21 protein-coding genes and 2 pseudogenes are annotated in these 23,533 nt (G+C 47.3%); 16 read left to right on the top strand and 7 right to left on the bottom strand.

What is annotated here, in order from left to right:
• Positions 1–11 precede the first annotated feature (11 nt).
• From dxs to C8R14_RS03805, 3 genes are all read left to right on the top strand, one after another.
• A complete protein-coding gene (dxs, locus tag C8R14_RS03815) occupies positions 12–1,856 on the top strand; it encodes a 1-deoxy-D-xylulose-5-phosphate synthase (protein ID WP_011634552.1) in 1,845 nt (614 codons plus the stop codon).
• Positions 1,857–1,971: 115 nt separating this feature from the next.
• Positions 1,972–2,775: a GTP cyclohydrolase FolE2 gene (folE2, locus tag C8R14_RS03810; protein WP_011634553.1), complete on the top strand. Its 804-nt coding sequence runs from the start codon at positions 1,972–1,974 to the stop codon at positions 2,773–2,775.
• Between the two features lie 166 nt (positions 2,776–2,941).
• A complete protein-coding gene (locus tag C8R14_RS03805; RefSeq protein ID WP_011634554.1) occupies positions 2,942–3,562 on the top strand; it encodes a YqhA family protein in 621 nt (206 codons plus the stop codon).
• Between the two features lie 28 nt (positions 3,563–3,590).
• On the opposite strand, the gene C8R14_RS03800 is transcribed toward C8R14_RS03805, so the two are convergent.
• Positions 3,591–4,331 carry a pteridine reductase gene (locus C8R14_RS03800; RefSeq protein WP_011634555.1) on the bottom strand — a complete coding sequence of 247 codons (741 nt, stop codon included), beginning with the start codon at positions 4,329–4,331 and terminating at the stop codon, positions 3,591–3,593.
• A 72-nt stretch (positions 4,332–4,403) separates the two neighbouring features.
• Here C8R14_RS03800 and C8R14_RS03795 point away from each other — a divergent pair, with 72 nt between their 5' ends.
• Positions 4,404–5,579: a class I SAM-dependent methyltransferase gene (locus tag C8R14_RS03795; protein ID WP_011634556.1), complete on the top strand. Its 1,176-nt coding sequence runs from the start codon at positions 4,404–4,406 to the stop codon at positions 5,577–5,579.
• Here the strand turns inward: C8R14_RS03795 and C8R14_RS03790 are convergent.
• From C8R14_RS03790 to C8R14_RS03775, 4 genes are all read right to left on the bottom strand, one after another.
• Positions 5,576–6,319 carry a phosphorylase family protein gene (locus tag C8R14_RS03790; RefSeq protein ID WP_011634557.1) on the bottom strand — a complete coding sequence of 248 codons (744 nt, stop codon included), beginning with the start codon at positions 6,317–6,319 and terminating at the stop codon, positions 5,576–5,578. The genes C8R14_RS03795 and C8R14_RS03790 overlap by 4 nt on opposite strands.
• On the bottom strand, positions 6,316–8,328 hold the full coding sequence (gene shc, locus C8R14_RS03785) for a squalene--hopene cyclase (RefSeq protein WP_011634558.1): 2,013 nt from the start codon (positions 8,326–8,328) through the stop codon (positions 6,316–6,318). The genes C8R14_RS03790 and shc overlap by 4 nt, the downstream gene beginning before the upstream one ends.
• A gap of 134 nt (positions 8,329–8,462) precedes the next feature.
• Positions 8,463–9,182 carry an MlaA family lipoprotein gene (locus C8R14_RS03780; protein WP_242500154.1) on the bottom strand — a complete coding sequence of 240 codons (720 nt, stop codon included), beginning with the start codon at positions 9,180–9,182 and terminating at the stop codon, positions 8,463–8,465.
• Between the two features lie 285 nt (positions 9,183–9,467).
• Positions 9,468–10,076, bottom strand: a complete 609-nt coding sequence (locus tag C8R14_RS03775; protein ID WP_011634560.1) for a MotA/TolQ/ExbB proton channel family protein — start codon at positions 10,074–10,076, stop codon at positions 9,468–9,470.
• Between the two features lie 299 nt (positions 10,077–10,375).
• Between C8R14_RS03775 and xseA the strand changes: the two genes are divergently transcribed.
• The 5 genes from xseA to C8R14_RS03750 all read left to right on the top strand — a co-directional run bounded on the left by xseA (position 10,376) and on the right by C8R14_RS03750 (position 14,582).
• Positions 10,376–11,722, top strand: a complete 1,347-nt coding sequence (gene xseA / locus C8R14_RS03770; protein WP_011634561.1) for an exodeoxyribonuclease VII large subunit — start codon at positions 10,376–10,378, stop codon at positions 11,720–11,722.
• A 64-nt stretch (positions 11,723–11,786) separates the two neighbouring features.
• On the top strand, positions 11,787–12,167 hold the full coding sequence (locus C8R14_RS03765) for a DUF423 domain-containing protein (protein ID WP_011634562.1): 381 nt from the start codon (positions 11,787–11,789) through the stop codon (positions 12,165–12,167).
• Positions 12,168–12,227: 60 nt separating this feature from the next.
• Positions 12,228–13,412, top strand: coding sequence for a THUMP domain-containing class I SAM-dependent RNA methyltransferase (locus tag C8R14_RS03760; protein ID WP_011634563.1), 1,185 nt, complete (start codon positions 12,228–12,230; stop codon positions 13,410–13,412).
• Between the two features lie 9 nt (positions 13,413–13,421).
• On the top strand, positions 13,422–13,910 hold the full coding sequence (locus C8R14_RS03755; protein WP_011634564.1) for a disulfide bond formation protein B: 489 nt from the start codon (positions 13,422–13,424) through the stop codon (positions 13,908–13,910).
• Between the two features lie 282 nt (positions 13,911–14,192).
• Positions 14,193–14,582 carry a RidA family protein gene (locus C8R14_RS03750; RefSeq protein WP_041353513.1) on the top strand — a complete coding sequence of 130 codons (390 nt, stop codon included), beginning with the start codon at positions 14,193–14,195 and terminating at the stop codon, positions 14,580–14,582.
• Positions 14,583–14,748: 166 nt separating this feature from the next.
• Here the strand turns inward: C8R14_RS03750 and C8R14_RS03745 are convergent, their stop codons facing one another.
• Positions 14,749–15,126: a DUF488 domain-containing protein gene (locus tag C8R14_RS03745; protein WP_369668785.1), complete on the bottom strand. Its 378-nt coding sequence runs from the start codon at positions 15,124–15,126 to the stop codon at positions 14,749–14,751.
• Positions 15,127–15,150: 24 nt separating this feature from the next.
• Between C8R14_RS03745 and C8R14_RS03740 the strand changes: the two genes are divergently transcribed.
• The 5 genes from C8R14_RS03740 to C8R14_RS03720 all read left to right on the top strand — a co-directional run bounded on the left by C8R14_RS03740 (position 15,151) and on the right by C8R14_RS03720 (position 21,079).
• Positions 15,151–15,825 carry an ABC transporter ATP-binding protein gene (locus C8R14_RS03740; RefSeq protein ID WP_011634567.1) on the top strand — a complete coding sequence of 225 codons (675 nt, stop codon included), beginning with the start codon at positions 15,151–15,153 and terminating at the stop codon, positions 15,823–15,825.
• Positions 15,822–18,371, top strand: a complete 2,550-nt coding sequence (locus C8R14_RS03735) for an ABC transporter permease (protein WP_011634568.1) — start codon at positions 15,822–15,824, stop codon at positions 18,369–18,371. Before C8R14_RS03740 ends, C8R14_RS03735 begins: the two co-directional genes overlap by 4 nt.
• Positions 18,371–19,441 carry a lipocalin-like domain-containing protein gene (locus tag C8R14_RS03730; protein ID WP_011634569.1) on the top strand — a complete coding sequence of 357 codons (1,071 nt, stop codon included), beginning with the start codon at positions 18,371–18,373 and terminating at the stop codon, positions 19,439–19,441. Before C8R14_RS03735 ends, C8R14_RS03730 begins: the two co-directional genes overlap by 1 nt.
• A 79-nt stretch (positions 19,442–19,520) precedes the next feature.
• On the top strand, positions 19,521–19,763 hold the full coding sequence (locus C8R14_RS03725) for a sulfurtransferase TusA family protein (protein ID WP_011634570.1): 243 nt from the start codon (positions 19,521–19,523) through the stop codon (positions 19,761–19,763).
• 491 nt (positions 19,764–20,254) lie between these two features.
• Positions 20,255–21,079 carry a methane monooxygenase/ammonia monooxygenase subunit C gene (locus tag C8R14_RS03720; protein WP_011634571.1) on the top strand — a complete coding sequence of 275 codons (825 nt, stop codon included), beginning with the start codon at positions 20,255–20,257 and terminating at the stop codon, positions 21,077–21,079.
• A 324-nt stretch (positions 21,080–21,403) separates the two neighbouring features.
• Here C8R14_RS03720 and C8R14_RS03715 read toward each other — a convergent pair whose 3' ends face one another.
• Positions 21,404–22,333, bottom strand: coding sequence for a cytochrome-c peroxidase (locus C8R14_RS03715; protein WP_011634572.1), 930 nt, complete (start codon positions 22,331–22,333; stop codon positions 21,404–21,406).
• 175 nt (positions 22,334–22,508) lie between these two features.
• Between C8R14_RS03715 and C8R14_RS03710 the strand changes: the two are divergent.
• Both C8R14_RS03710 and C8R14_RS03705 read left to right on the top strand, forming a co-directional pair.
• Positions 22,509–23,305: pseudogene (locus tag C8R14_RS03710) on the top strand (IS5 family transposase).
• Between the two features lie 68 nt (positions 23,306–23,373).
• Positions 23,374–23,533 (top strand): annotated as a pseudogene (locus tag C8R14_RS03705) (IS481 family transposase); the annotation flags it as partial.

Below are 23,533 nucleotides of genomic sequence, written 5' to 3'. Positions count from 1 at the left end.
CTACAATTCGCATGTATCCATTACTCGATCGCATTGAGATACCCGCACAATTACGTAACCTGAAACGCAGCCAATTGCCACAATTAGCAGATGAACTGCGAAGCTTTCTGATCGAATCGGTAGCGAAGACCGGTGGACATTTGTCTTCCAATCTCGGGACGATCGAACTGACCATTGCGCTGCACTATATATTTGATACACCCTTTGATCGACTGGTATGGGATGTCGGACATCAAACCTATGCACATAAAATACTTACAGGTCGACGAACGGGAATGGCTCATCTGCGCATGCAGGGAGGTATTGCAGGATTCCCCAGAAGAGATGAGAGTGAATATGACGCTTTCGGCACAGCACATTCCAGTACATCTATTAGTGCCGCACTAGGTATGGCTGTCGCAGCACGAATCAATAAAATAAAACAGCACGCAATTGCAATTATTGGTGATGGCGCAATGAGTGCGGGAATGGCTTTTGAGGCGCTGAACAATGCCGGTGTAATGGATGCGGACTTGCTGGTTATCCTGAATGACAATGACATGTCTATTTCCCCCCCTGTGGGAGCACTCAATCACTATCTGGCCAAACTGATGTCAGGCCGTTTTTATGCCACTGCAAGACGTGCAGGAGAAAGAATGCTGGGCGTAGTTCCTCCGGTATTGGAGCTGGCGAAACGTGCCGAGGAACATGTTAAAGGTATGGTAACTCCGGGCACGTTATTTGAGGAATTCGGTTTCAACTATATTGGCCCAATTGATGGCCACGATCTGGATATCCTGCTTACTACGCTAAATAACATCAAGCAGCTTGATGGGCCGCAATTCCTGCACATTGTGACGCGCAAGGGCAAAGGCTACAAACCGGCAGAAGAAGATCCTGTTTTGTATCACGGGGTTGGAAAATTCGAACCGGGGAAGGGAGTTATACCGAAACCATCTACCAGGCCAGCTTATACCCAAATATTTGGTGACTGGTTATGTGATATGGCGGCCAAAGATTCGCGGCTAATCGGCATAACGCCCGCTATGAGAGAAGGCTCTGGACTTATCCGTTTTTCAAAAGAATACCCGGATCGCTATTTTGATGTAGGAATTGCTGAACAACATGCCGTGACATTCGCTGCCGGTGCAGCCTGTGAAGGATTGAAACCAGTTGTGGCGATTTACTCAACTTTTCTGCAGCGTGCCTATGATCAGCTGATTCATGATGTGGCTATTCAGAATTTACCCGTTGTTTTCGCTATTGACCGAGCCGGGCTTGTCGGTGCAGACGGTCCGACACATGCCGGAAGTTTTGATTTGAGTTATCTGCGTTGTATTCCCAATATCACAGTGATGATGCCTGCTGATGAGAATGAGTGTCGTCAAATGCTCTATACTGCTTTCCAGCTCGATACCCCTACTGCCGTCCGGTATCCGCGTGGTACAGGACCCGGCGTGCAAATAAAGCAGGAAATGCAGATTGTTCCACTGGGTAAGGGTGAGATTCGCCGCCAGGGCACACGCATTGCATTACTTGCGTTTGGTAGTATGCTGTCCCCCTGTCTTGAAGCTGGAGATGAATTGGATGCCACGGTCGTCAATATGCGTTTTGTAAAGCCACTGGATCAGGAACTGGTTATGACACTTGCGGCCGAACACGAATTACTGGTGACTGTTGAAGAAAATACAATTATGGGAGGGGCAGGCAGTGCTGTACTGGAATGCCTAGCCAGTCAGGGCGTGAATATCAGATTACTGCAATTAGGTTTGTCAGACAACTTCCTTGATCAGGGTGATCCTGCTCAAATGTTATCTGACTGCGGATTGGATAAAACCGGGATTATTAAATCAGTAAAAGAAAGACTTTCTCTATAGCGTTCGCATATGTAACAAATCAGCAGCAAAGTTGGCGAGCTCTATTCCTTACCGGTTGCTCCAATATTTTTATACAGCTTCACAGCCAGATAATCTGGACAGGAAGGAATTTTTTATGAAAAAACATACTGATCAACCTATCGCTGATGTGCAGGGCTCACCGGATACCAGACATATCGCAATTGACAGAGTCGGAATCAAAGCGATTCGTCACCCGGTTCTGGTCGCCGATAAGGATGGTGGTTCCCAGCATACCGTGGCGCAATTTAATATGTACGTCAATCTGCCACATAATTTCAAAGGGACGCATATGTCCCGTTTTGTGGAGATACTAAATAGCCACGAACGTGAAATTTCGGTTGAATCATTTGAAGAAATTTTGCGCTCCATGGTCAGCAGGCTGGAATCAGATTCCGGCCATATTGAAATGACTTTTCCCTACTTCGTCAATAAATCAGCCCCTATCTCAGGTGTAAAAAGCTTGCTGGATTATGAGGTAACCTTTATCGGCGAAATTAAACATGGCGATCAATATGGGTTTACCATGAAGGTGATCGTTCCTGTTACCAGCCTGTGCCCCTGCTCCAAGAAAATATCCGATTACGGTGCGCATAACCAGCGTTCACACGTCACCATTTCTGTACACACTAACAGCTTCGTCTGGATTGAGGACGTTATCAGAATTGCGGAAGAACAGGCCTCATGCGAACTGTTCGGTCTGCTGAAACGGCCGGATGAAAAATATGTCACAGAAAAGGCCTATAACAATCCGAAATTTGTCGAAGATATCGTCCGTGATGTCGCCGAAATACTTAATCATGATGACCGGATAGATGCCTATGTTGTTGAATCAGAAAACTTTGAATCCATACATAATCACTCTGCATACGCACTGATAGAGCGCGACAAGCGAAAGTAATAAGCCCGAGCTACTGTGCCCTCTGGTAGGCAACAGCAATTCCAGAACTACGGTGATGAATATACTTAACGTCGCAGTTTTTTTACTTTGATAACTTTAAAATAACAATCTTCGCATTTTCCTGTTGTCATGGTAATCTTTTGCGCTTTTCAGGAAATAGATCACCATGCAACAGGATCATGATACCCCCCCTCCTTCAAAACGAATATCCTCTATCGCTTACTTCCTATTTCTGTCCCGCTGGTTACAGCTACCTTTATATTTGGGGCTGGTACTGGCACAGTGTGTCTATGTATATCACTTTTGGATTGAGCTATCAGATCTGATTGGCGCTGTATTTTCTAACCAGAATGCTTTACAGCATGTCCTTGATATGGTGGCAGTCAAAGGAGTAGAAAGAACCGAGAAGGATCTGACCGAAACAGCCATTATGCTGGTAGTACTCGGCTTGATTGATGTGGTAATGATTTCGAATTTACTCATCATGGTGATTATCGGCGGATATGAAACCTTTGTTTCACGCATGAATCTTGAAGGTCATCCGGATCAGCCGGAATGGTTGTCACACGTCAACGCTTCAGTATTAAAGGTCAAACTGGCAACTGCTATTATCGGCATTTCATCGATTCACCTGCTAAAGACATTTATCAACGCTACTGCTTATGATGAAAAAACATTGATTGCGCAGACTGCTATCCACCTTGCATTTCTGCTCTCCGCGCTCGCAATAGCATATTGCGACCGGATCATTTCACAAACTATCCAGCATCCCGGCGAGCACGAATGAGAGGCTAATATATAAAGTTAGCACGATATCAAAGGTTAATGCTGCGTCCGCCATCGACGGCAATAATTTGCCCGGTAATAAAAGGAGCATTTTCAATCAGAAAACTGACAGTTCGTGCGATATCATCCGGCTCCCCCATGCGTTTAAGTAGCGTTCTATCAATAATATGTGCGCGTGTTACCTCATCCTGCCATTCACCCGCTTCCGGCCATAGAATTGGCCCGGGTGAAATACCGTTGACACGGATTTGCGGTGCAAGCTCCATGGCCAGTGAACGAGTTAATGCTGCCAGCCCACCTTTGGCAGTATTGTAAATAACATAACGTTTGAGGGGTTGGTCAGCATGAATATCAACAATATTGACGATATTCCCCTGATTTTTTTTTAAATGGGGGGCCGCTGCCTGGGATAAAAAAAGTGGAGCTTTCAGATTACTGCCAATCAAATCATCCCAGTCCTGTTCAGTACATTCCCCAACAGGAGTTGGAAAGAAGCTGGAGGCATTGTTAACCAGAGTATCCAACCCGCCAAATTGTGAAACAGTCCGATCAATCAATGTTGGAATTCCGTCGATATCCAGTAAATCACCCTGCAGTAATGCAACCGAATCCGGGCGCTCCTGTTCAAGCTCCTGTTTCAACCGTTGTGCGTCAGCTGATGAATTGCGATAATGAACTACAAGCTTGGCACCCTCGCGATGTAATCGTCTACAGATAGCAGCCCCCACCCGCCGCGCCCCTCCCGTCACCAGAATTATTTTATCTTTCACGAACACTCCTTCTGTTTACGCTACACTTCAGCACTACAATCTACTATAAACTTTTTTACTGCTGAAAACACCGTGACTCTACCCCTGCCGAATTCTTCCGAACAAAAATACAGCGACATTCTGAAAACCATACTTCGTGATCGGATCTCCCTTTCCGGTGGCTGGATTTCATTTGCGGATTACATGGATATTGTTTTGTATACGCCTGAAGCGGGATATTACAGTGGCGGTGCAGCTAAATTTGGAGCAGCAGGTGATTTTGTCACATCGCCTGAAATTTCTCCGTTATTTGGACAAACACTAGCGCGACAAGTCGCACAAGTACTAAGATCAGTAAATCATGGTTCAATCCTGGAATTTGGTGCAGGCTCAGGGAAATTGGCTGTAGATCTTCTGCTTGCGCTTGAGGCACTGGAAAGTCTACCGGAATACTACAACATCCTTGATCTCAGTGCAGACTTGCAGCAACGACAGCAAGCAATCATCAAGCAGAGAATTCCACATCTGGCTGCGCGGGTACAGTGGCTTACCGCTCTGCCCGATCAGTTCAAGGGGTTGATATTCGCTAACGAAGTGCTTGATGCCATGCCTGTCCACCTAGTTGTCTGGAAAAATGGCAACATTGCAGAGCGGGGCGTGATCTGGAAGGATTACGAGTTGGCATGGCAAGATCAACCTCTGACAGAAGGCGAACTACTCAATGTTGCCCGACAACTTCCTCCATCTGATCAGCCTTCCTTCCCCCATCCTTATATCAGTGAAATCAGCCTTGCCAACCGGCATTTTATCCACTCCCTTGCAAGCATATTGCAGCAAGGGGCTATTTTGTTGGTTGATTATGGATTTGGTCAAAGTGAGTACTACCACCCGCAACGTCATCAGGGCACGCTAATGTGCCATTATCGGCATCATGCTCATGATGACCCGCTTTTTCTGCCGGGGTTACAGGATATTACCAGCCATGTCGATTTCAGCGCCATTTCCCGGATCGCACTGGATTCCGGATTACAGTTAGCTGGCTATACCACGCAGGCACATTTCCTGATTAACTGTGGAATTACTGATTTACTGGCGCACACACCAGCAGACCAACCAGGGATTTACCTGCCGCTAGTCAGCCAGGCACAATGCCTGATCAGCCCGGCTGAAATGGGAGAATTGTTCAAAGTCATGATTCTAAATAAGGCTATCAACATTGATACGACCTCTTGCGGCTTCATGCGGGGAGATTTACGGCATCTGCTTTAGTTGAAGCGCTGCTTATTGCTGGTAGCTTGCCCTTGCCGACCCAGTTCATGCCGGGCAGACTGGGCAACCTGTTTCAAGGTCCTGCAGGCTGCCTGCATACCGGGTACAAGATGCAACAATTCATTCAGGTTGAGTGAGCGCTTTAGCAATAAGGTCAGCAAAGGAATTGGCTTGACGCTGCCGTCCGGCTGCAGCGCATCCATCAGTGCAGCAGGCGGAGAAAACTGTACCGGATCTGAAATAGCCCGTATCACCAAAAATGAAATCCCTTTTTCCGCTGCAACCGCAGCGATAGCACCACTTTCCATATCAACTGCACACCCGCCGCTTTGCAATGCAAACATACGTTTGGCAGCTTCCGTGGTCAGCACTTCATCGCCGGTTGCCAATGGATCACAGGTCACATTAATGTGATCCGGCAGGCAATGCTGGACGCTAGTACGCCACATGCCATCTGTTGGATAATTCTTGTCCGCCAGCACCGATTCCGGTAAAACCAGATGGCCAGGTTGCAGGCCATCATCCAGTGCACCTGCCACACCAAAACTGATCAGTCCGGCAACTCCCGCCTGATTACATAAATCGGCTGCTGCGCGGCGAGCAGCTGCGCCACCCATACCACATATTCTGATCGTCAGATTTTCATCCAGTGCTACTGCTCGATCAAAAGTCAAACGGCGCTGTGTGATACATCTGGCTTCTGCTCGCAAGGCAACAATGATGCCAACACGACTATTCATACGGCAGATTTGCTACTTAGTGTACGATATCGATTCAGTGCCCACAATGGAAAATATTTGGAGTAACCGTGATATTTCAGGTAGAAAACCCTTGGGAAACCGGGTGCGGTGAACCATGGTTCTTCCCATAACCCGGTAGCAATCTGGGTACGCAGCAAATAATCAATTCCTTTTCTCACTGCTGTATTTTCCACCTCTCCAGCAGCCATCAGTCCGAGCACAGCCCATGCGGTCTGGAAGGAAGTACTGGCTTCCAGTTGTCCAGCCAATTGTGGATCAAGATATGAATCATTGGTTTCTCCCCATCCGCCGTCGGCGCGCTGCACCGATTCCAGCCATTGAATAGCACGCTGCACTGCCTGATGGCCTTTATCCACACGCGCCAGCCTAAATGCTTCCAGTACGGACCAGGTGCCATAAATGTAGTTACTGCCCCAGCGTCCAAACCATGCCCCGGATGATTCCTGTTCATTGAACAAAAAATCCAGACCGCGCTTCACGGCTTCCTGATGTCTCACCTCGCCATTCAAGGCAAGCAGGCCTACACAACGTGCTGATACATCGCTTGTGGGCGGGTCCAGCAATGCGCCATGATCTGCGAATGGAATTTCATTCAGGTAGTAATACGCATTGTCTATATCAAATGCAGCAAAGCCTCCATTACTCGATTGCATACCCGCTAGCCAGTCTGCTGCCCGGGTAATGCTGACACGGTAATCTTCCGCTCCAGTCTGAATTAATGCCCACGCTACAGCAGCTGTATCATCCAGATCCGGATAATGCGGATTAGCGTACTGGAACGCCCAGCCTCCTCCTAACAGATTAGGCCGGCTATCGCGCCAGTCACCGGGTTCATCGAGTATCTGTAGAGGCACAATCCAGTCAAGTGCACGACGAATCGGCTCGCTATCAGCCTGTTTATCCTCCTGCAGCGCCAAGGTGGCCAGCACAGTATCCCACACGGGAGATACACAAGGCTGACACCAGGTAATCTCTTCTCCTTCATCCACCAGCAGCTCACGTAAAGATTGGCGACATTGCTGAAGTAGCGGGTGATCACGGTCGTGACCCAGCAATGTTAATGCCTCATAGGCATTAACCATCGCCGGAAAAATTGCCCCCAGACCATCGTTACCATTAAGACGTTCGATTACCCATTGTTCAGCCTTTTTCACAGCCCGGCGACGGATGAATGACGGAATAAATGGTTCCAGCTTTGAAGCCAACCGCTCCACATACAGCAACAAGCGATTAAGAGAAGTACGTACCGGGAAGTAGTTTTTTTCCTTCACCGGATCAACAACAAATAGTTCTTGTACATGCACATTGCGAGGATTGATTGCCTTGGCTTTCAGCGTACATAGAATAGAAAGCGGCACCATCACTGTACGCGACCAGTACGCCACTTTGCTCAGGTGAAAAGGAAACCAGCGCGGCAACAGCATGATCTCAGCTGGAACAAATGGTACTCCACGCCATGGAATCTGCCGATACATAGCAAGCAACAAACGGGTAAATACATTCGAGCGCGCCGCACCCCCCCGTTCCAGTATGGCGTTACGGGCATGAACCATATGCGCTGCTTCCGGCGAGTCTCCAGCCAGCTTCAAAGCGTAATAGGTCTTGACACTGCAACTCATATCAAAATCACCACCATAGTATAGTGGCCAGCCACCATGCCCATCGGTTACCTGCCGGGTACGCAAGAAATTTGCAATTTTGCGCTCCAGTACAGTGTCCACTTCATCCATGAAATGCATCATCAGGATATATTCAGCCGGAATTGTGCAATCTGCTTCCAGTGGAAAGCACCAGTGGCCATCTTCTCGCTGCTGTGCCAGTAAAGCTGTGTATGCGCGGGTGATAGCTTCATCCAGTGTAACCGCAGAAATCTCGTTTGCCTCATTCCCAGCCACATCATCCGCCGGAAAGTTTTCTGAAACCAGCGAGCTATCCGACAGAGAAGATTTTTGTATCAAGGTTCTGAAAAACGCCTGTGAAATAGACATAAAATGCAAAGCCCTCGTTTGATAAATCTGCATGAAATGATTGTACAGCGATCTTCCAGGAGATAGTCCAATCACTTATATTATAGAATTGTATTTCTTGAGAAAATAATATGACAGAATTATGACACCCCTAATCAAGGCGGGGGATTTGTTTTTGTGGATTCAATCATCAGATCAGGGTCGTCAATTAACAGATCATCATAATGACTGGCGGGGGGATTCCCATCGTATATCTGATATTCACGTTGCTGCATATAACCTTCACGAACAAACAAATAAGGATCCAGAGCCGATTCGTCGCGTATTTTCATAGGCCCTGAGAGACTGGCTCTCTTGTCAACGATACGCAAAATGGCCAAAGGTATAGCCACCGGACCGCCCAGCGCATAAGCTAGATAAAACAGCCCGTCCGTAAACACACTAACCGGCAGATCGACCATATCCCGGGAATTACTTGGGCCATAAGCGGGAATGAAGAGATAGGGTCCACTACCCATTCCCCACACTGCCAATGTCTGCCCAAAATCTTCATTATGCTCCTCAAATCCCATGTGTCCGGCCATATCGGAAAGTCCTCCAACACCGATAGTGGAATTGATGACAAAACGCATCGTATCTGAAACCCCCTGGCGTATTTTCCCTTGTAAAAAACTGTTCAAAACTACACTTGGGTAGGAAAGATTCCGGTAAAAATTACTGACAGGGTGCTGTATTGCTTCCGGTACATATTCGATATATACATTGGCAGCTGGCTCAATCAATCTGCGATCAAGCTCATCGGTAAAGCGGTAGGATTTACGGTTCAGTGACTCATACGGATCATACACACCCGCCTGGTTTTCTTCTCTTGGCACCGAGCCGCAACTTACGCAGAAAAACACAACGCACAGAAAAATATATCGCAAGTAACTCGGCTTAATTTCAGCTATAAAGCTCTTTCTGTCCCTAATTATAGTGCTGTTATTTTTCTCGTAAGAATTCAAGGTGCTTTCCTGAAAAGAGGATAACTGGTTTTATCTATATAATTATTCGGGATGCGATAGTAACCAGGAGCTCGTCAGGTTTGAGTAACCGAGTGAACCAGGTGAAAAAACCAGGGACAGTTATTTATAATTCCGTGGCGCACAGCCTGCAGACTTCTAGACGCGTCTTTCGCCAAGCACTATCTCAACCAGTTTTAAGGCCTGCAATTCCATTTCCAGGACCAGTTCATCCACTTTGGCTCGAAAATGACGATAAAAAATAATGCTCGGAATCGCAACTAAAATGCCAAACGCGGAATTATACAGAGCGACTGAAATTCCATGGGCCAGTTGTACTGGATTACTACCAGATGGTGTGCCTGATCCAAAAATCTCGATCATACCGATCAATGTACCGAACAGCCCCATTAACGGACTTAGGGAAGCAATTGTTCCTAGTGTAGTAAGGTAGCGCTCCAGCTCATGGGCCGCTACTCGCCCGGCCTCTTCGATCGAATCCTTCATGATTTCTCGCGGACTATCGATGTTTTTCAATCCTGCTACCAGCACCTGTCCGAGTGGAGAATGTGACTGTAAATGAGTGAGCGTATCAGCATGTACACCAGAGCGACGATATTCCTGCAACACTCTCGGCAATAGATCTCTCGGGGAAACTTTTGACAGACGCAGACTCCACAAACGTTCACCGATAATACCCACCGCTATGACAGAAGCCAGTATTATCGGCCATATCGGCCATCCTGCTGCCTGAATAATTGAAAACACGAATTAATCCCCTTAGTTATAGTGAAATCACCGCATTATATTTTGCAACACCAGTATGCTTTGCTCAACCAGCAATTTTTACTGAAAGGTTATACACAATTCCTGTGGATAACTGTGTGAATAAATCATGGACAAGTTGGATAAGTACCATTGCAGACATGGAATTTTTTGAACTGCCTAATTTTTAGGCCGAATAAAATTTTTAAAAACAAATGTTTATTTTAAACCATTGTTATCGTACAAACTTTTCTATTCATAATGTAATAACCAAATGTCATTGTGGATGATTATAAACCGGCATGACTGATAACAACCTTTTTCCTGAGCCAAAGAAAATAGTGTGGCGGGTCAGTGAATTAAACCGGCATGTGCGTGTAATACTCGAACAGACTTTTCCATTGTTATGGGTAAGTGGAGAAATTTCCAATCTGAAACGTTATCCATCGGGACACTGGTATTTTTCGCTCAAGGATGACAATGCTCAGGTACGATGTGTTATGTTCCGCCATAAAAATATGTACCTGGATTGGATGCCGCAGGATGGTGCTCAAGTGGAAGCCCAGGCACTGATTACGCTCTATGAAGCACGTGGAGAGTTTCAACTGACAATTGAGCGGCTTCGCCGCGCTGGACTAGGTGTTTTGTTTGAAACGTTTGAGCGGCTCAAAACCAGACTTCAACAAGAAGGGCTGTTCAATCCCGAATACAAGCAACTGATTCCTCCTTACCCTCAACAAATCGGAATCATTACTTCAACCAATACTGCTGCGCTGAGAGATGTACTCACGACACTGCAACGGCGTTTACCCTCGCTACCTGTCGTTATTTACCCCGCACCGGTACAAGGTAAAGAAGCTGCCTCAGCAATTGTGACTGCGCTACAAATCGCCACACAGCGAAGTGAATGCGATGTACTGATCCTGTGTCGTGGAGGAGGTTCAATAGAAGATTTATGGGCGTTCAATGAAGAAATCGTTGCGCGAGCGATTGCTGCCTGCCCAATTCCAATTGTAACCGGTATCGGCCATGAAACCGACTTCACCATTGCTGATTTTGTAGCAGATATGCGCGCACCGACACCTACCGGTGCCGCTCAGTTAGCAGCCCCGGACAGACAAGATATTCTGCATCGCCTGCAGTACTGGCAGCATCGATTGCAGCAGGCGATAGAACGAAATATTGAACGTCGCATGCAAACGACCGATTTGCTTGCTCACCGTCTGGTTCACCCTGGAGAGAGAATCCGCTACCAGTTAATCCATTTGTCGCAATTACACAACCGTTTACTACATGCATGGAGCAGACAACTGGAAGTTTGCAAATGGCGAATCGAAGCATTCAGGCGACGTATACAATTCACCAAACCCGATATCAATACGGGGAAAAGATATCAGCAAGAACTGGCTGCGCGGCTGCAACGAGCGATGGTGTACCGACTGGAAAGCTTGCAGGTTCAACTTATCCGACAGCAACAGCATCTCGCTCATCTCGACCCGAAAGCAGTGCTGGAACGTGGTTACAGTATCACCTATACTGCCGGGGGTGAAATTCTGCAAGACAGTCAGCAGATTCACACTGGCGATAACGTACAGATAGTCTTTGCCAAGGGATCGGCCAAGGCAAATATCACTGAAACAAACAAATGACTCAGATCAGTTTTCTTATCCTCATTCTTATCACGCTTCACTTTAACCAGGAGTTTAACCAATAATGTCCAGAATCTTTCTTGCGTTGGGGGCATTGAATGCATTTCTGTGTGTGGCACTGGGGGCCATGGGAGCACATGGCCTCAAATCTATACTGACACCCGACATGCTTGCCAATTTTCAGATCGGCGTACAATATCACTTCTACCATGCAATCGGGCTGATACTGGTTGGACTGGCGCTAGATCGATTCCCGCAAGCGCGCGCATTAAAATTTTCCGGCATTCTAATGATGGCGGGGATTTTGTTGTTCTCCGGCACATTGTATGTTATCAGCCTCACCGGGTGGAAAGGATTGGGCATGACCGCTCCACTGGGTGGAATGTCTTACATGAGTGCCTGGCTTCTGTTTGCCTATGCTGTCTGGAGAAACAAACGGGGGTGAAATCACATTCCGGACTTCTACTACCAACCACTACAAGATTGCAAAATAGCAGAAAATAAAATGACAGAACATTTCTTCGCGCCCTGTCCACGCGGGCTGGAAGCGGTTCTAGCGGCAGAACTTGAATGTCTTGAAGCGACCTCTATTGAGATTTTACCCGGAGGAGTAGCTTTTCGTGGAAGTTGGCTAACCTGTTACCGTGCCAATCTTGAAAGTCGCATCGCCAGCCGCATTTTGTGGCAAGTGGCCAGAAATCAGTATCGCAGTGAAGCCGACATTTACGACATCACACATCGCTTGTCCTGGCCCGACTGGTTTGAGCCGCGATTGACAATAAAGGTCAATCTGGCCGCAATTAAATGCCCGCTGCGCAGTCTTGATTTCCTTACACTCCGAATCAAGGATGCAATCTGCGACAAATTCCGCACTATCCGTGGCAAGCGTCCAGACATCGACACCACCACACCCGATATACGTATTCATGGATTTCTTGATGCACGGCAATTTACCCTTTACCTGGATACTTCAGGCGAAGCACTATTCAAACGCGGTCTGCGCCAAACCCAGGGGGATGCTCCTTTGCGTGAAAACCTGGCTGCCGGCATCCTGGCATTGGCTGGCTGGCATCCTGGCATTCCACTGCTTGACCCAATGTGTGGTAGCGGGACTCTGTTACTGGAAGCAGCACAAATTGCCTGCCAGATTGCACCCGGCGCCAGGCGACAATTTGCATTCGAGAATCTCAAACTGTTTGATGCCAACTCCTGGAAAAAACTTAAACAAACGGCTGCAAACCGCCAACGTGAACGTATATTCCAATCCATTTATGGCAGTGATCTGTACGGCAATGCGCTGGTTAATGCACGTAACAATCTGGCAACAGCAGGATTAGCCGAGTGCGTCGCGCTGAAGCAGGCGAACGTTTTGGAAATTTCTCCTCCAGCTGAAACCGGCATGTTGATCAGTAATCCACCGTACGGCGTACGCGTTGGAGATCACCAGACATTGGCCGAATTTTATCCCCAATTGGGAAATGTACTGAAACAACGATTCAGCGGCTGGCAGGCTTTTCTGCTAACTGCTGATCCCCTGCTGGCAAAATCTATTCGACTTACACCCTCACGCCGAACTCCACTTTTTAATGGCGCACTGGAATGTCGTTTGCTCGAATACAGACTGGTTGCCGGCAGCATGCGCAGAGAGAAACCACCAAATGAATCAAGCAAAAACAGTCATAAACTTTAAGATAAAGTTATGAGAATAATCTTTCTACTGATTTTCTTGGCCTGTGCCGGATTAATTGGTTATGCGCTTTATCTGCAACTGATGGATGGATTGCTACCCTGCCCATTATGCATCTTCCAGCGCATTGCTTACTGGCTGATCGGGATCACTGCTTTATTTACATTCATACATAATCCACAATCACTGGGACAACATATCTACTATGGATTAATCATTTTATTTTCACTGGCAGGTGCTATTGTTGCCGGCCGACAAGCCTGGTTAATACGTTTTCCTGAAGCATTCGAATGCGGTATCAGCCCAGAAGAAGCTTTTTTGAATGGATTGCCTCTCGCACAATGGTGGCCGAATATGTTTGAAGCCAATGGTGACTGCAATGATGGTACCTGGCAGTTTCTATCATTGACGCTGCCGGATTGGTCATTACTTATATTTGCGGCATTCGGGATTATTGCAGGGTTACTCTGGCACAAGAAATATAATTCCATTAATCAATAATACGGTCACCTAATTCATATCAATCCGGAATCCAGAAGGCTAACAGCCTCAAGATTGGCAGAAAAATATATGGAGCAAATTACGTACTTGAACCATCACTTACAAATAATTGGTGACGCGTTAAAAATCGGGTAATACATCCGGTTTATGCGGGCCGAGCAAACGCTAACTCTCTCAGTCAACTTTTTCCAACCAGGAATAACATCTGCTGCGATTAATAATCAGTAATAACAGTATAGTACTGTGTATAAGCTCTTCAACTAATAAAAGGATAGCATGGTCATGATACGTAAACTTATTAGCTCAGGTTCGACATTTGAAAAGGAAATTGGTTATTCGCGTGCGGTTGTCGTAGATAATTGGGTACTGGTATCCGGTACAACAGGTTTCGATTACAGCAAAATGATTATTTCCGATGATTTACTGGAACAGGCAGAGCAGTGTTTCAAAAATATTGAAAGCGCACTCAATCAAGCAGAATCGAGCATGAAAGACGTGGTACGGGTTACTTATGTATTTCCTAATACAGAAGATTTTGAGAAATGCTGGCCAGTGATGCGTAAATATTTGGGAGATGTCAGGCCATCCGCCATGATGCTAACCGCAGCTTTATCAGATCCACGCATGAAAATAGAGATTCAGGTGACAGCTTATCGCAGTACTGAAACTTAACCTTTCCATTCAGGCATTCAGGCATTCAGGCATTCAGGATGAAGAGTGTTACTAAAAAGTGACTCAACATCCCGGCAAGTTGCTTATACAGCAAGCCAGCCATGAACAGCGGATAACGAATTTTATCTATATAATTATCTGGGACTGAACACTAAATAAGCAATTGTCACTGTTGTGTCAGCAGATAATTCCTTAATACCACTGCCTGGTTACACTCTGTGTCGTGTGCCCCGTAAAGTAGTGTCAATTTTCCTTCAACAGCTTTATCCAGCAACGTTTTTACGCCGGGATTAACAGACAATTCGTCACGATAGCGCTGCTCAAATTCTGCCCATTTTGCGTGGTCATGATTGAACCACTTGCGTAAATTTGTGGTAGGTGCAATCTCTTTCAACCACAAGTCACACGCCACCTGCTCTTTGGTTAGTCCGCGCGGCCAGAGTCGATCCACCAGAATACGGTAACCATCCGCAGGGTCAGCCGATTCATAAGCTCTTTTAATTTGGATGTCCATCTCGGTAAAATCCCCGTATGCTTTAATCATGCTATTAACTATACAATATCCACTATGAGCCATACACCCGTTCTGGAATTAAGTGATATCAGTAAATCCTACTTGGATCGGCAGGTATTGTCCGGTTTATCCTACAGCCTTGCCGCTGGAGAATATGTCGCCATCATGGGTGACTCTGGGGTGGGAAAATCGACTTTATTGAACCTGATTGCCGGACTGGATAGCCCCGATGGCGGTGAAATCAAAATTGATGGCAAGAACTTGCCGGTGGATGATGAAGCGGCAACAATCCTGCGGCGTAAGTATCTGGGATTCATCTTCCAGGCATTTCATGTGTTGCCTCATCTGACACTGCAGCAAAATGTCTCGCTGCCGCTGCTACTCAATCATCTGCCGCTTGATCATGCACTGACTATGCTGGCAGCAGTAGGCTTGCAGGGAAGGGAGCAGGATTTTCCTCATCAGCTATCGGGAGGGGAACTGCAACGGGTAGCAATTGCCCGCGCACTGGTACACCGCCCGCGCCTGATTCTGGCGGATGAACCCACCGGTAATCTCGATCAGGATACTTCCCGGGAAATCCTGCAATTGATTCGTTCCGAGATCAAGGCGAACCAGGCTTCTGCCATTATTGTTACGCATTCGCGCCTGGCGGCTGAAACAGCAGACAGAATCCTGATACTGGACAGGCATGGCCTGGCTCCGATTTCTCTGGAAAACCGAGAATGAGCCAGCCACTACTCACTCGCTGGCTGTTACAGGGTGAATGGCGCTCACACCGTCTGCAATCCATCGTGGCTGTGCTGGCGATTATGTTCGGGGTAGCGCTGGGATTCACCATTCATCTGATCAATACAGCGGCTGTCAGTGAATTCTCCGCCGCCACCCGCAGTCTTTCCGGAACCTCCGATCTGACGGTGCGCGCCCTCCGATCCACGTTCGATGAAACACTTTATCCCATGCTCAGTCAGCATGAGGGCGTAGCGCGGGCCAGCCCGGTGCTGGAGATCGCTGTCGGCATCCCTGCCAAGGCAAAAACTGTGCATAACCCGGCTCTCAAGATTCTGGGGCTGGATATGTTTCGTGCGATCGGTATCACACCTGATCTGCTGGGCGTACCAGCAGAGGATAAACCTATGGATATGTTGGCCGATGATGCTGTTTTTCTGTCCCCCGCAGCAATGGAATGGCTTGCAGTCACACAGGGAGATTCGATCACAGTAAGCATGGGAACAAGGCAGATTACGTTGCGCGTGGCCGGTGGACTGGCACGAGCACATGCTGGGCAGCGCATTGCCGTCATGGATATCGGTGCAGCACAGTGGCGCTTTGACCAAATCGGCCAGCTTTCACGTATTGAGCTGAAACTGCAGCAGGGTGTTAATCACACTGCATTTCGGGAAACGCTGGGTAAGGAGCTGGGAGCTTCCTATTTATTGACTGAAAGTCAGGACGACGATGCACGCGCGCACAATATGTCACGCGCTTACCGCGTCAACCTGGACATTCTGGCGCTGGTGGCCCTGTTTACTGGTGCGTTTCTAATTTTCTCCGGCCAGGCTCTCTCCACTATCCGGCGGCGATCACAGCTTGCTCTATTGCGTGTGCTGGGCATGACCCGTCGTCAACTTTTGCGCCAACTTCTGCTGGAGAGCGGATTACTTGGTGTACTGGGATCGCTGCTGGGGCTGGCACTGGGATATTTGCTGGCGGCGATGGCGCTCCATCATCTTGATGCAGATCTGGGTGCCGGTTTCTTTCCGGGACTGGAACCACAGTTGCATTTCGATCCCCTAGCGGCATTACTCTATTTTTTACTGGGAACCGGCGTTACTGTACTGGGCAGCCTGTTGCCTGCATGGGAAGCAGCTCACACACATCCGGCGCCCGCACTCAAGTCTGGCAGTGAATACACTGTACTGGCAGCACTACGTGCACCCCGGCTGGCTGCTGTCTGCCTGCTGACGGGTATTATTTTTGCCGGATTGCCACCAGTGTATGATCTGCCTGTGTTTGGCTACCTGGCCATCGTCCTGTTGCTGATTGGCAGTATGGCTGCATTGCCATATTTATGCGGATTACTTTTCTCCACCCTGTTACGCGCACTCAATCCAAGTAAATCAAACATTTTGTATATGCTGGCAGTCACCCGGCTTTCAAATGCTTCCGGTCTAGCAGCCATTGCACTGGGTGGTGTACTGGTCAGCTTCAGTTTGATGGTGGCTATGGCGATTATGGTAACCAGTTTCCGCGTATCGGTAGATAACTGGCTTGCACAAGTATTGCCCGCTGATCTTTATCTGCACCCCATCATTCACCAGGATATGCGCGGCCTGACAACTGATGAACAGCAGACTATTACTTCTCTGCCAGATATTGCACGCATTGATTTTATCCGTTCGATACCGGTTACTCTGGATCCGACCAGGCCTAACATCACGCTGCTGGCACGCCCGATTGATCGCAACGACCCCGGATTGATAGTCCCATTGACAGAAAACGCGCTATCACCCGGGGAGATTCCCCCTGATACGGTACCGATCTGGGTATCGGAAGCAATGGTTGATCTGTATGGATTTAAAACCGGCAAGCAGGTCACACTGCCTTTTGCCGACCCTTCGCAATTATTCATCGTTGCCGGGGTGTGGCGGGATTACGGACGTATCTTCGGCGCGATCCAGATGGAATTATCCGATTACCGCAAGCTGACCGGAGATGATCATGTCAGCGATGCAGCACTATGGATAAAACCTGGAGCAACTATTCACACAGCGGTGTCAGCACTAAAGGCGCTGCCGTTTGGAGATACGCTGGAAATCATGGAAACCGGCCGGGTGCGTGCAGTTGCCTTGAAACAGTTTGACCGCAGCTTTGCAGTAACCTACCTGCTGGAGCTGGTCGCAATTGGTGTAGGTTTAATGGGCGTAGCAGCCAGTTTTTCAGCACAGACGCTGACCCGGATCAGAGAATTCGGTATGTTGCGCCATATCGGGCTCAGCAGACGACAAATTCAGCGTATGTTGACGCTGGAAGGCGGATTATTGGCTGGATTTGGTATTATCACCGGATTTCTGCTAGGCACAGGTATCAGCCTGATTCTTATTTTTATTGTCAACCCGCAATCTTTTCACTGGACCATGCAACTGTACGTGCCTTGGGCATGGCTGGTACTGATGGCATTGGCAGTACTGGTGGCCGCCACATTGACAGCGCTGGTGGCCAGCCGCCGTGCAGCGTCTGGCAATGTCATCCGGGCAGTTAGGGAGGATTGGTAATGCGTTACTTATGGATATTATTAGGCGGGCTGATTTTTCAGAGCTCTCTGCTTTCGGCTCCACCTGTATTGGCTCCCGTCGTGCCCGGTAAAATATTTAAGTTCCCGGATGATCATGGCGCTCACCCCAATTTTCGGATTGAATGGTGGTATGTGACCGGCTGGCTGGAAACATCGACAGGTGATCCATTAGGCTTCCAGATTACCTTCTTCCGTTTAACGACCCAAACTGACAAAGATAACCCCAGCCATTTTGCTCCCCACCAACTGATCATCGCGCATGCAGCGCTATCCGATCCTGCAATCGGCAAACTACAGCACGACCAAAAAATTGCCCGTTCAGGATTCGATCTGGCATACGCTCGAACCGGCAATACCGATGTAAAGCTAGATGACTGGACCTTTCTGCGCACAATGGATGGCCACTACCAAGCCGATATCAGGGCAGATGATTTCACCATGAAATTATCATTTACACCTTCACAACCCTTAATGTTGCAGGGTGAAAACGGTTTCTCGCGCAAAGGGCCGAAAGCAGCACAAGCCAGCTATTACTACAGCGAGCCGCATTTACAGGCAACCGGAACAATCAATCGCCAGGGAAAGGATATGTCTGTCACCGGAACAGCCTGGCTTGATCGCGAATGGTCGAGTGAGTATCTCGATCCGGATGCAGCAGGCTGGGATTGGGTCAGCACGAACCTCGATAATGGTTCTGCATTGATGGCTTTTCAGATACGCGGGAAAGATGGCAGTAAAATCTGGGCACATGCTGTATTGCGTGATGCCTCTGGTCGCGTGCAATCTTTCACGCCTGAGCAAGTCAGTTTTCACCCGGTTCGTACCTGGCGCTCTGCCCGTACGCAGGCTGTCTACCCGGTTGCTACCCGTATCAGAACAGGCAAGATCGAATGGCAGATTACCCCTTTAATGGATGATCAGGAATTGGATTCGCGCGATTCTACACGCGCTGTCTACTGGGAAGGTGCTATCACGCTTACACGTGATGGCAAACCGGCCGGGCGAGGTTACATGGAGCTGACTGGTTATGTACAGCCATTAACGATGTAACAACAACACATGATTGGGTATTCTCAAGCATTACAAACCGGTAAAATTGACTTATTTACCGATCAAGATAATTAACAATATGAATCTGGATAATGAATCCTTTGACAAGGAGTTGGATGTGCGTGGGCTCGTTTGTCCACTACCCATTCTCCGCACAAAAAAATTTCTGTCTGAAATGGCACATGGGCAAGTGCTCAAAATCATGGCCACCGACCCGGGCGCAATGATTGATTTTCAGGTGTTTGCCGATCAGACAGGAAACGAATTACTGTCTTCATCCGAAATTACTGGTGAATATCTGTTCTACCTGAAAAAAAGATAGCATTGAAAACCAGCATATATATTCGCTCAGAGTAACAACCTCTATCATGCCTGCCTGCTCCATCCGCCACAAAAAACTTTAGAGCCGCGATACTGCTACTGCGGCCAAGCAAAGCAAGGCAAGGCTTCAATTTCTCCTCCCTTCCCTCTCATCCCGTAACCGGCTATACTTACAGTGACGTATGTAAACATATTGAAAATAAACAAAAAATTTATATGATCTATGTCATGCGTTTTGTTATTGAACTTTATCCTATAAATATGCTCTTATAAGTACCTGAAAACAGGTAGTTTTTATACTAAAACAGAGGAGGTGCTTGCCATGAAAGCTTTGAAATCCGGGTGTTGTATGAGGTTGATTAAATTGACCGAAGTTTTTTTGACAACCCGGAATTGTCCTAAATCAGATTTCATTCTGAAACCAGACTGGTAACTGACTTTTATCAGGAGCTTCCACGGAAACTCCAATTTTCGCGAAAAGGAGTAGTAATTATGGCTACAAATATATTAAAAGACAAAGCTGCACAGCAGGTTGCTGATAAACCAACTTATGATAAATCCGAGTGGTTTGATGCTAAATACTATAAATTCGGGCTGCTACCTATCTTAGCTGTAGCTGTGATGTGGGTTTATTTCCAGCGCACATACGCCTATTCTCACGGCATGGATTCAATGGAACCGGAATTTGACCGGATCTGGATGGGCTTGTGGCGTGTTCAAATGGCTGTTCTGCCTCTCATAGCACTTTTTACTTGGGGATGGTTATATAAAACCCGCAATACTGCGGAACAGCTCGCCAATCTGACTCCAAAGCAGGAAATAAAGCGGTATTTCTATTTCCTCATGTGGCTTGGGGTCTATATATTTGCAGTTTACTGGGGATCAAGCTTCTTTACCGAGCAGGACGCTTCATGGCACCAGGTGATTATCAGGGATACAAGTTTTACTCCTAGCCATATTCCTCTGTTTTATGGTTCATTCCCGGTATACATCATCATGGGAGTATCAATGATTATTTACGCCAACACCCGGTTGCCGCTGTACAACAAAGGGTGGTCATTCCCTCTGATCATGACCGTAGCAGGACCGTTGATGAGTCTGCCTAACGTTGGCCTGAACGAGTGGGGACACGCCTTCTGGTTCATGGAAGAACTTTTCAGCGCACCGCTGCACTGGGGCTTCGTGATTCTGGCTTGGGCTGCCCTGTTCCAGGGTGGGCTTGCAGTACAGATCATAGCTCGCTTTTCCAACTTGCTTGACGTGGAGTGGAATAAGCAAGACAGAGCCATATTGGACGATGTCATAACTGCTCCTTAATCAGGTAAACTCAAGCCCCCTGGACTTATCGGGGGGTCAGGTTTGAATGTACTATCCTTCCCTGATTACTGAAAACATGATGCCGCCTTCAATTTCTTGATTCAGGTTGAAAGAAGGCTTTATCACACCAAAGTCGGAAAAATCTGGAAATAACAACTGGCATTAATCTCCGCACGGCACACGCCTGGTAATCAGAAATTTCTACAGAACTGGCGGCAGACAGCATTTAATAATCGTTGTCTGCCGCCGCTGTTACAAGACAGACAACTTTTTTCTGCAAAGTCTGACTCATTCACACCCAATATCCGTCAGGTACAGACCATATTATTGTTTGCTGGTAAGTGAACCCAGAAAAGCTTTTACATCTTTGATAAAACTTGGGTCAACATCACGACCCAGCTGATATCTGGCCATTTTTTTAATAGCTTCATCCAGTGTGGCAACAGAACCATCATGGAAATAAGGAGCGGTTTTAGCAACATTTCTCAGGCCAGGTACCTTGAATACTCCTTTGTCCGCTTCCAGACCAGTAACTTCGTACCTGCCAAGATCACTGGTTTCATATGGTTCAAACAAGCCAATCTTTTTATACGAGTTGCCACCTATGGCAATACCGTGATGACAATTGGAACACCTCATATAAACAAATTTTTTCAACCCTCGTTTCTCGGCAGCATTTAAAGCATTCTCGTCACCCCTGAGAAAATCGTCAAAACGCGAAGGCGTGATAAGCGTGCGTTCAAAAGCGCCAATTGCCTTGCCGATATTTTTATACTGAATCGGATCTTTTTCATCCTTGAAAGCCTCGGCAAACATGGTTTGATATTCATCGATTTTTTTTAGTTTGCTGATTACAGCTTCCTCATTAGCCATCCCCATTTCAATTGGATTCAAAATCTGGCTAAGAGCTTGCTCTTCAACATTCCTGGCACGTCCATCCCAGAACTGAGCAATTTGCAACGCAGCATTGAACGTGGTCGGAGCATTTCTACCACCACGTCTACCATCATGCCCCGGTGAGGTTGGCTGGTTATCAACACCAAAATTATCCAGTTGGTGGCAGGAGTTGCAGGAAATAGTGTCATCAATTGAAAGTCGCGGGTCAAGATACAGCTTCTTGCCCAACGCAATCAAAGCAACATTTTTTGTTTCATCAATAATCGAAACGGGTAACGGCTCAAAACTCTGTGTATAGTTTTGCGCGTAGCCATAAGAACTTGCCATTAATAACAGCAATAAAAATATTATTTGCATAAGACCCCCGGAAATTCACATAAACACCTTGACCAACTTCGCGCAATAACTTTTCTCATGAGACTGATCGCAAGAAATTCCAAGGGTTGTTTACAGAGTAGTTGACTAAAACAGGAAGTCAATATTTTATAAGAATCTGTTTATGATCTCGTAAAGCTGATGTTCATGTTGGGACATGAGGGCAAGTTATCTGAGCGCTCTATCGCAAAAACAACTTGCTGTTATTCAACTGATTCTGGAAAGAGTTCGCAAAGTCACCAAGCCACGCATTATTGACCTATTCGCCGTATTTTGCACAGTGGTGTACATACTTAAAACGGACTGTCAATGGCGGGCGCTTCCCGGTGACCACCCGAAATGGGAGACAATTTACACGTATTTCTCCAAATGAAAAAAACCTGCCGTCGATGGCATCGATGGGGTGTGCATTAAAAAATCAGATATCGGAGGCTCGTATTCAGGCTGGCTGCAAACGCATACCCAAGCGGGTGATTGTTGATGCCCAGAGTGTAAAAAATGTAAAAAATACGGATACCGCCGAGGAAAAGGGCTACGATGCAGACAAGAAAATGTCCGAAATCAAACGACATATCGTTGTTGACACCTTGGGATTGCCTCACGCCATTGCTGCGACAACCGCAGAGGTTACCGGCTGCAAGGGAACTATTGCTGCATTAACGCCAAGCATTCCGACTGTTCTACGTATTGAGCATGCTTACGGATTCTGGCTACACAGCTCAATCATTTACCGAAGCAGTCAGGTTATGTTTGGGTGAGGTGATCACGGTGCAGATCACCAGGAAAAGTGAAATGCACACTTTTGTGGTCATTTCCAGGCGCTGGATTGTGGAATAAACTTTTTCATGGCTGGAAAAATACCGGCGATTATGAAAGAACGGCGAGCGAAAACTCAATACCAGCCTGCAATTTGTCCACCTGGCACTTTTAATACTATTACCCAGAAGAGCATAAACAGGTTCTAAGTGTTTAGTCCCACGGTGTGCCGGTGTAACATATAACCAGCTACGGAGGGATGATTTATGGGACAGATATTACACGGAAGCGCCCGCACGACAGTGGCGGTGCGTCGAGCGATACAAAATAGTCAAGAGAGTCTGAATGTTCTGGCCAAGCGGCATGGGATTAATCCAAAAACGGTAGCGAAGTGGCGGAAGCGGGAATTCACCCACGATGCACCGA

The sequence above is a fragment of the Nitrosomonas eutropha genome (genome assembly GCF_003201195.1).
Taxonomy (GTDB): domain Bacteria; phylum Pseudomonadota; class Gammaproteobacteria; order Burkholderiales; family Nitrosomonadaceae; genus Nitrosomonas; species Nitrosomonas eutropha.
Note: the sequence above shows the minus strand (reverse complement) of the source record. Positions and strands in the feature narration are given on the sequence as shown.

Excerpts from the sequence above, each read along its gene's own strand:
- C8R14_RS03745 (WP_369668785.1), bottom strand. The coding sequence starts at position 15,126 with ATGATTAAAGCATACGGGGATTTTACCGAGATGGACATCCAAATTAAA.
- C8R14_RS03790 (WP_011634557.1), bottom strand. The coding sequence starts at position 6,319 with ATGAATAGTCGTGTTGGCATCATTGTTGCCTTGCGAGCAGAAGCCAGA.
- C8R14_RS03765 (WP_011634562.1), top strand. The coding sequence starts at position 11,787 with ATGTCCAGAATCTTTCTTGCGTTGGGGGCATTGAATGCATTTCTGTGT.
- C8R14_RS03715 (WP_011634572.1), bottom strand. The coding sequence starts at position 22,333 with ATGCAAATAATATTTTTATTGCTGTTATTAATGGCAAGTTCTTATGGC.
- C8R14_RS03805 (WP_011634554.1), top strand. The coding sequence starts at position 2,942 with ATGCAACAGGATCATGATACCCCCCCTCCTTCAAAACGAATATCCTCT.
- C8R14_RS03740 (WP_011634567.1), top strand. The coding sequence starts at position 15,151 with ATGAGCCATACACCCGTTCTGGAATTAAGTGATATCAGTAAATCCTAC.
- folE2 (WP_011634553.1), top strand. The coding sequence starts at position 1,972 with ATGAAAAAACATACTGATCAACCTATCGCTGATGTGCAGGGCTCACCG.
- C8R14_RS03760 (WP_011634563.1), top strand. The coding sequence starts at position 12,228 with ATGACAGAACATTTCTTCGCGCCCTGTCCACGCGGGCTGGAAGCGGTT.
- dxs (WP_011634552.1), top strand. The coding sequence starts at position 12 with ATGTATCCATTACTCGATCGCATTGAGATACCCGCACAATTACGTAAC.
- C8R14_RS03755 (WP_011634564.1), top strand. The coding sequence starts at position 13,422 with ATGAGAATAATCTTTCTACTGATTTTCTTGGCCTGTGCCGGATTAATT.
- xseA (WP_011634561.1), top strand. The coding sequence starts at position 10,376 with ATGACTGATAACAACCTTTTTCCTGAGCCAAAGAAAATAGTGTGGCGG.
- shc (WP_011634558.1), bottom strand. The coding sequence starts at position 8,328 with ATGTCTATTTCACAGGCGTTTTTCAGAACCTTGATACAAAAATCTTCT.
- C8R14_RS03725 (WP_011634570.1), top strand. The coding sequence starts at position 19,521 with ATGAATCTGGATAATGAATCCTTTGACAAGGAGTTGGATGTGCGTGGG.
- C8R14_RS03720 (WP_011634571.1), top strand. The coding sequence starts at position 20,255 with ATGGCTACAAATATATTAAAAGACAAAGCTGCACAGCAGGTTGCTGAT.
- C8R14_RS03730 (WP_011634569.1), top strand. The coding sequence starts at position 18,371 with ATGCGTTACTTATGGATATTATTAGGCGGGCTGATTTTTCAGAGCTCT.
- C8R14_RS03735 (WP_011634568.1), top strand. The coding sequence starts at position 15,822 with ATGAGCCAGCCACTACTCACTCGCTGGCTGTTACAGGGTGAATGGCGC.
- C8R14_RS03750 (WP_041353513.1), top strand. The coding sequence starts at position 14,193 with ATGATACGTAAACTTATTAGCTCAGGTTCGACATTTGAAAAGGAAATT.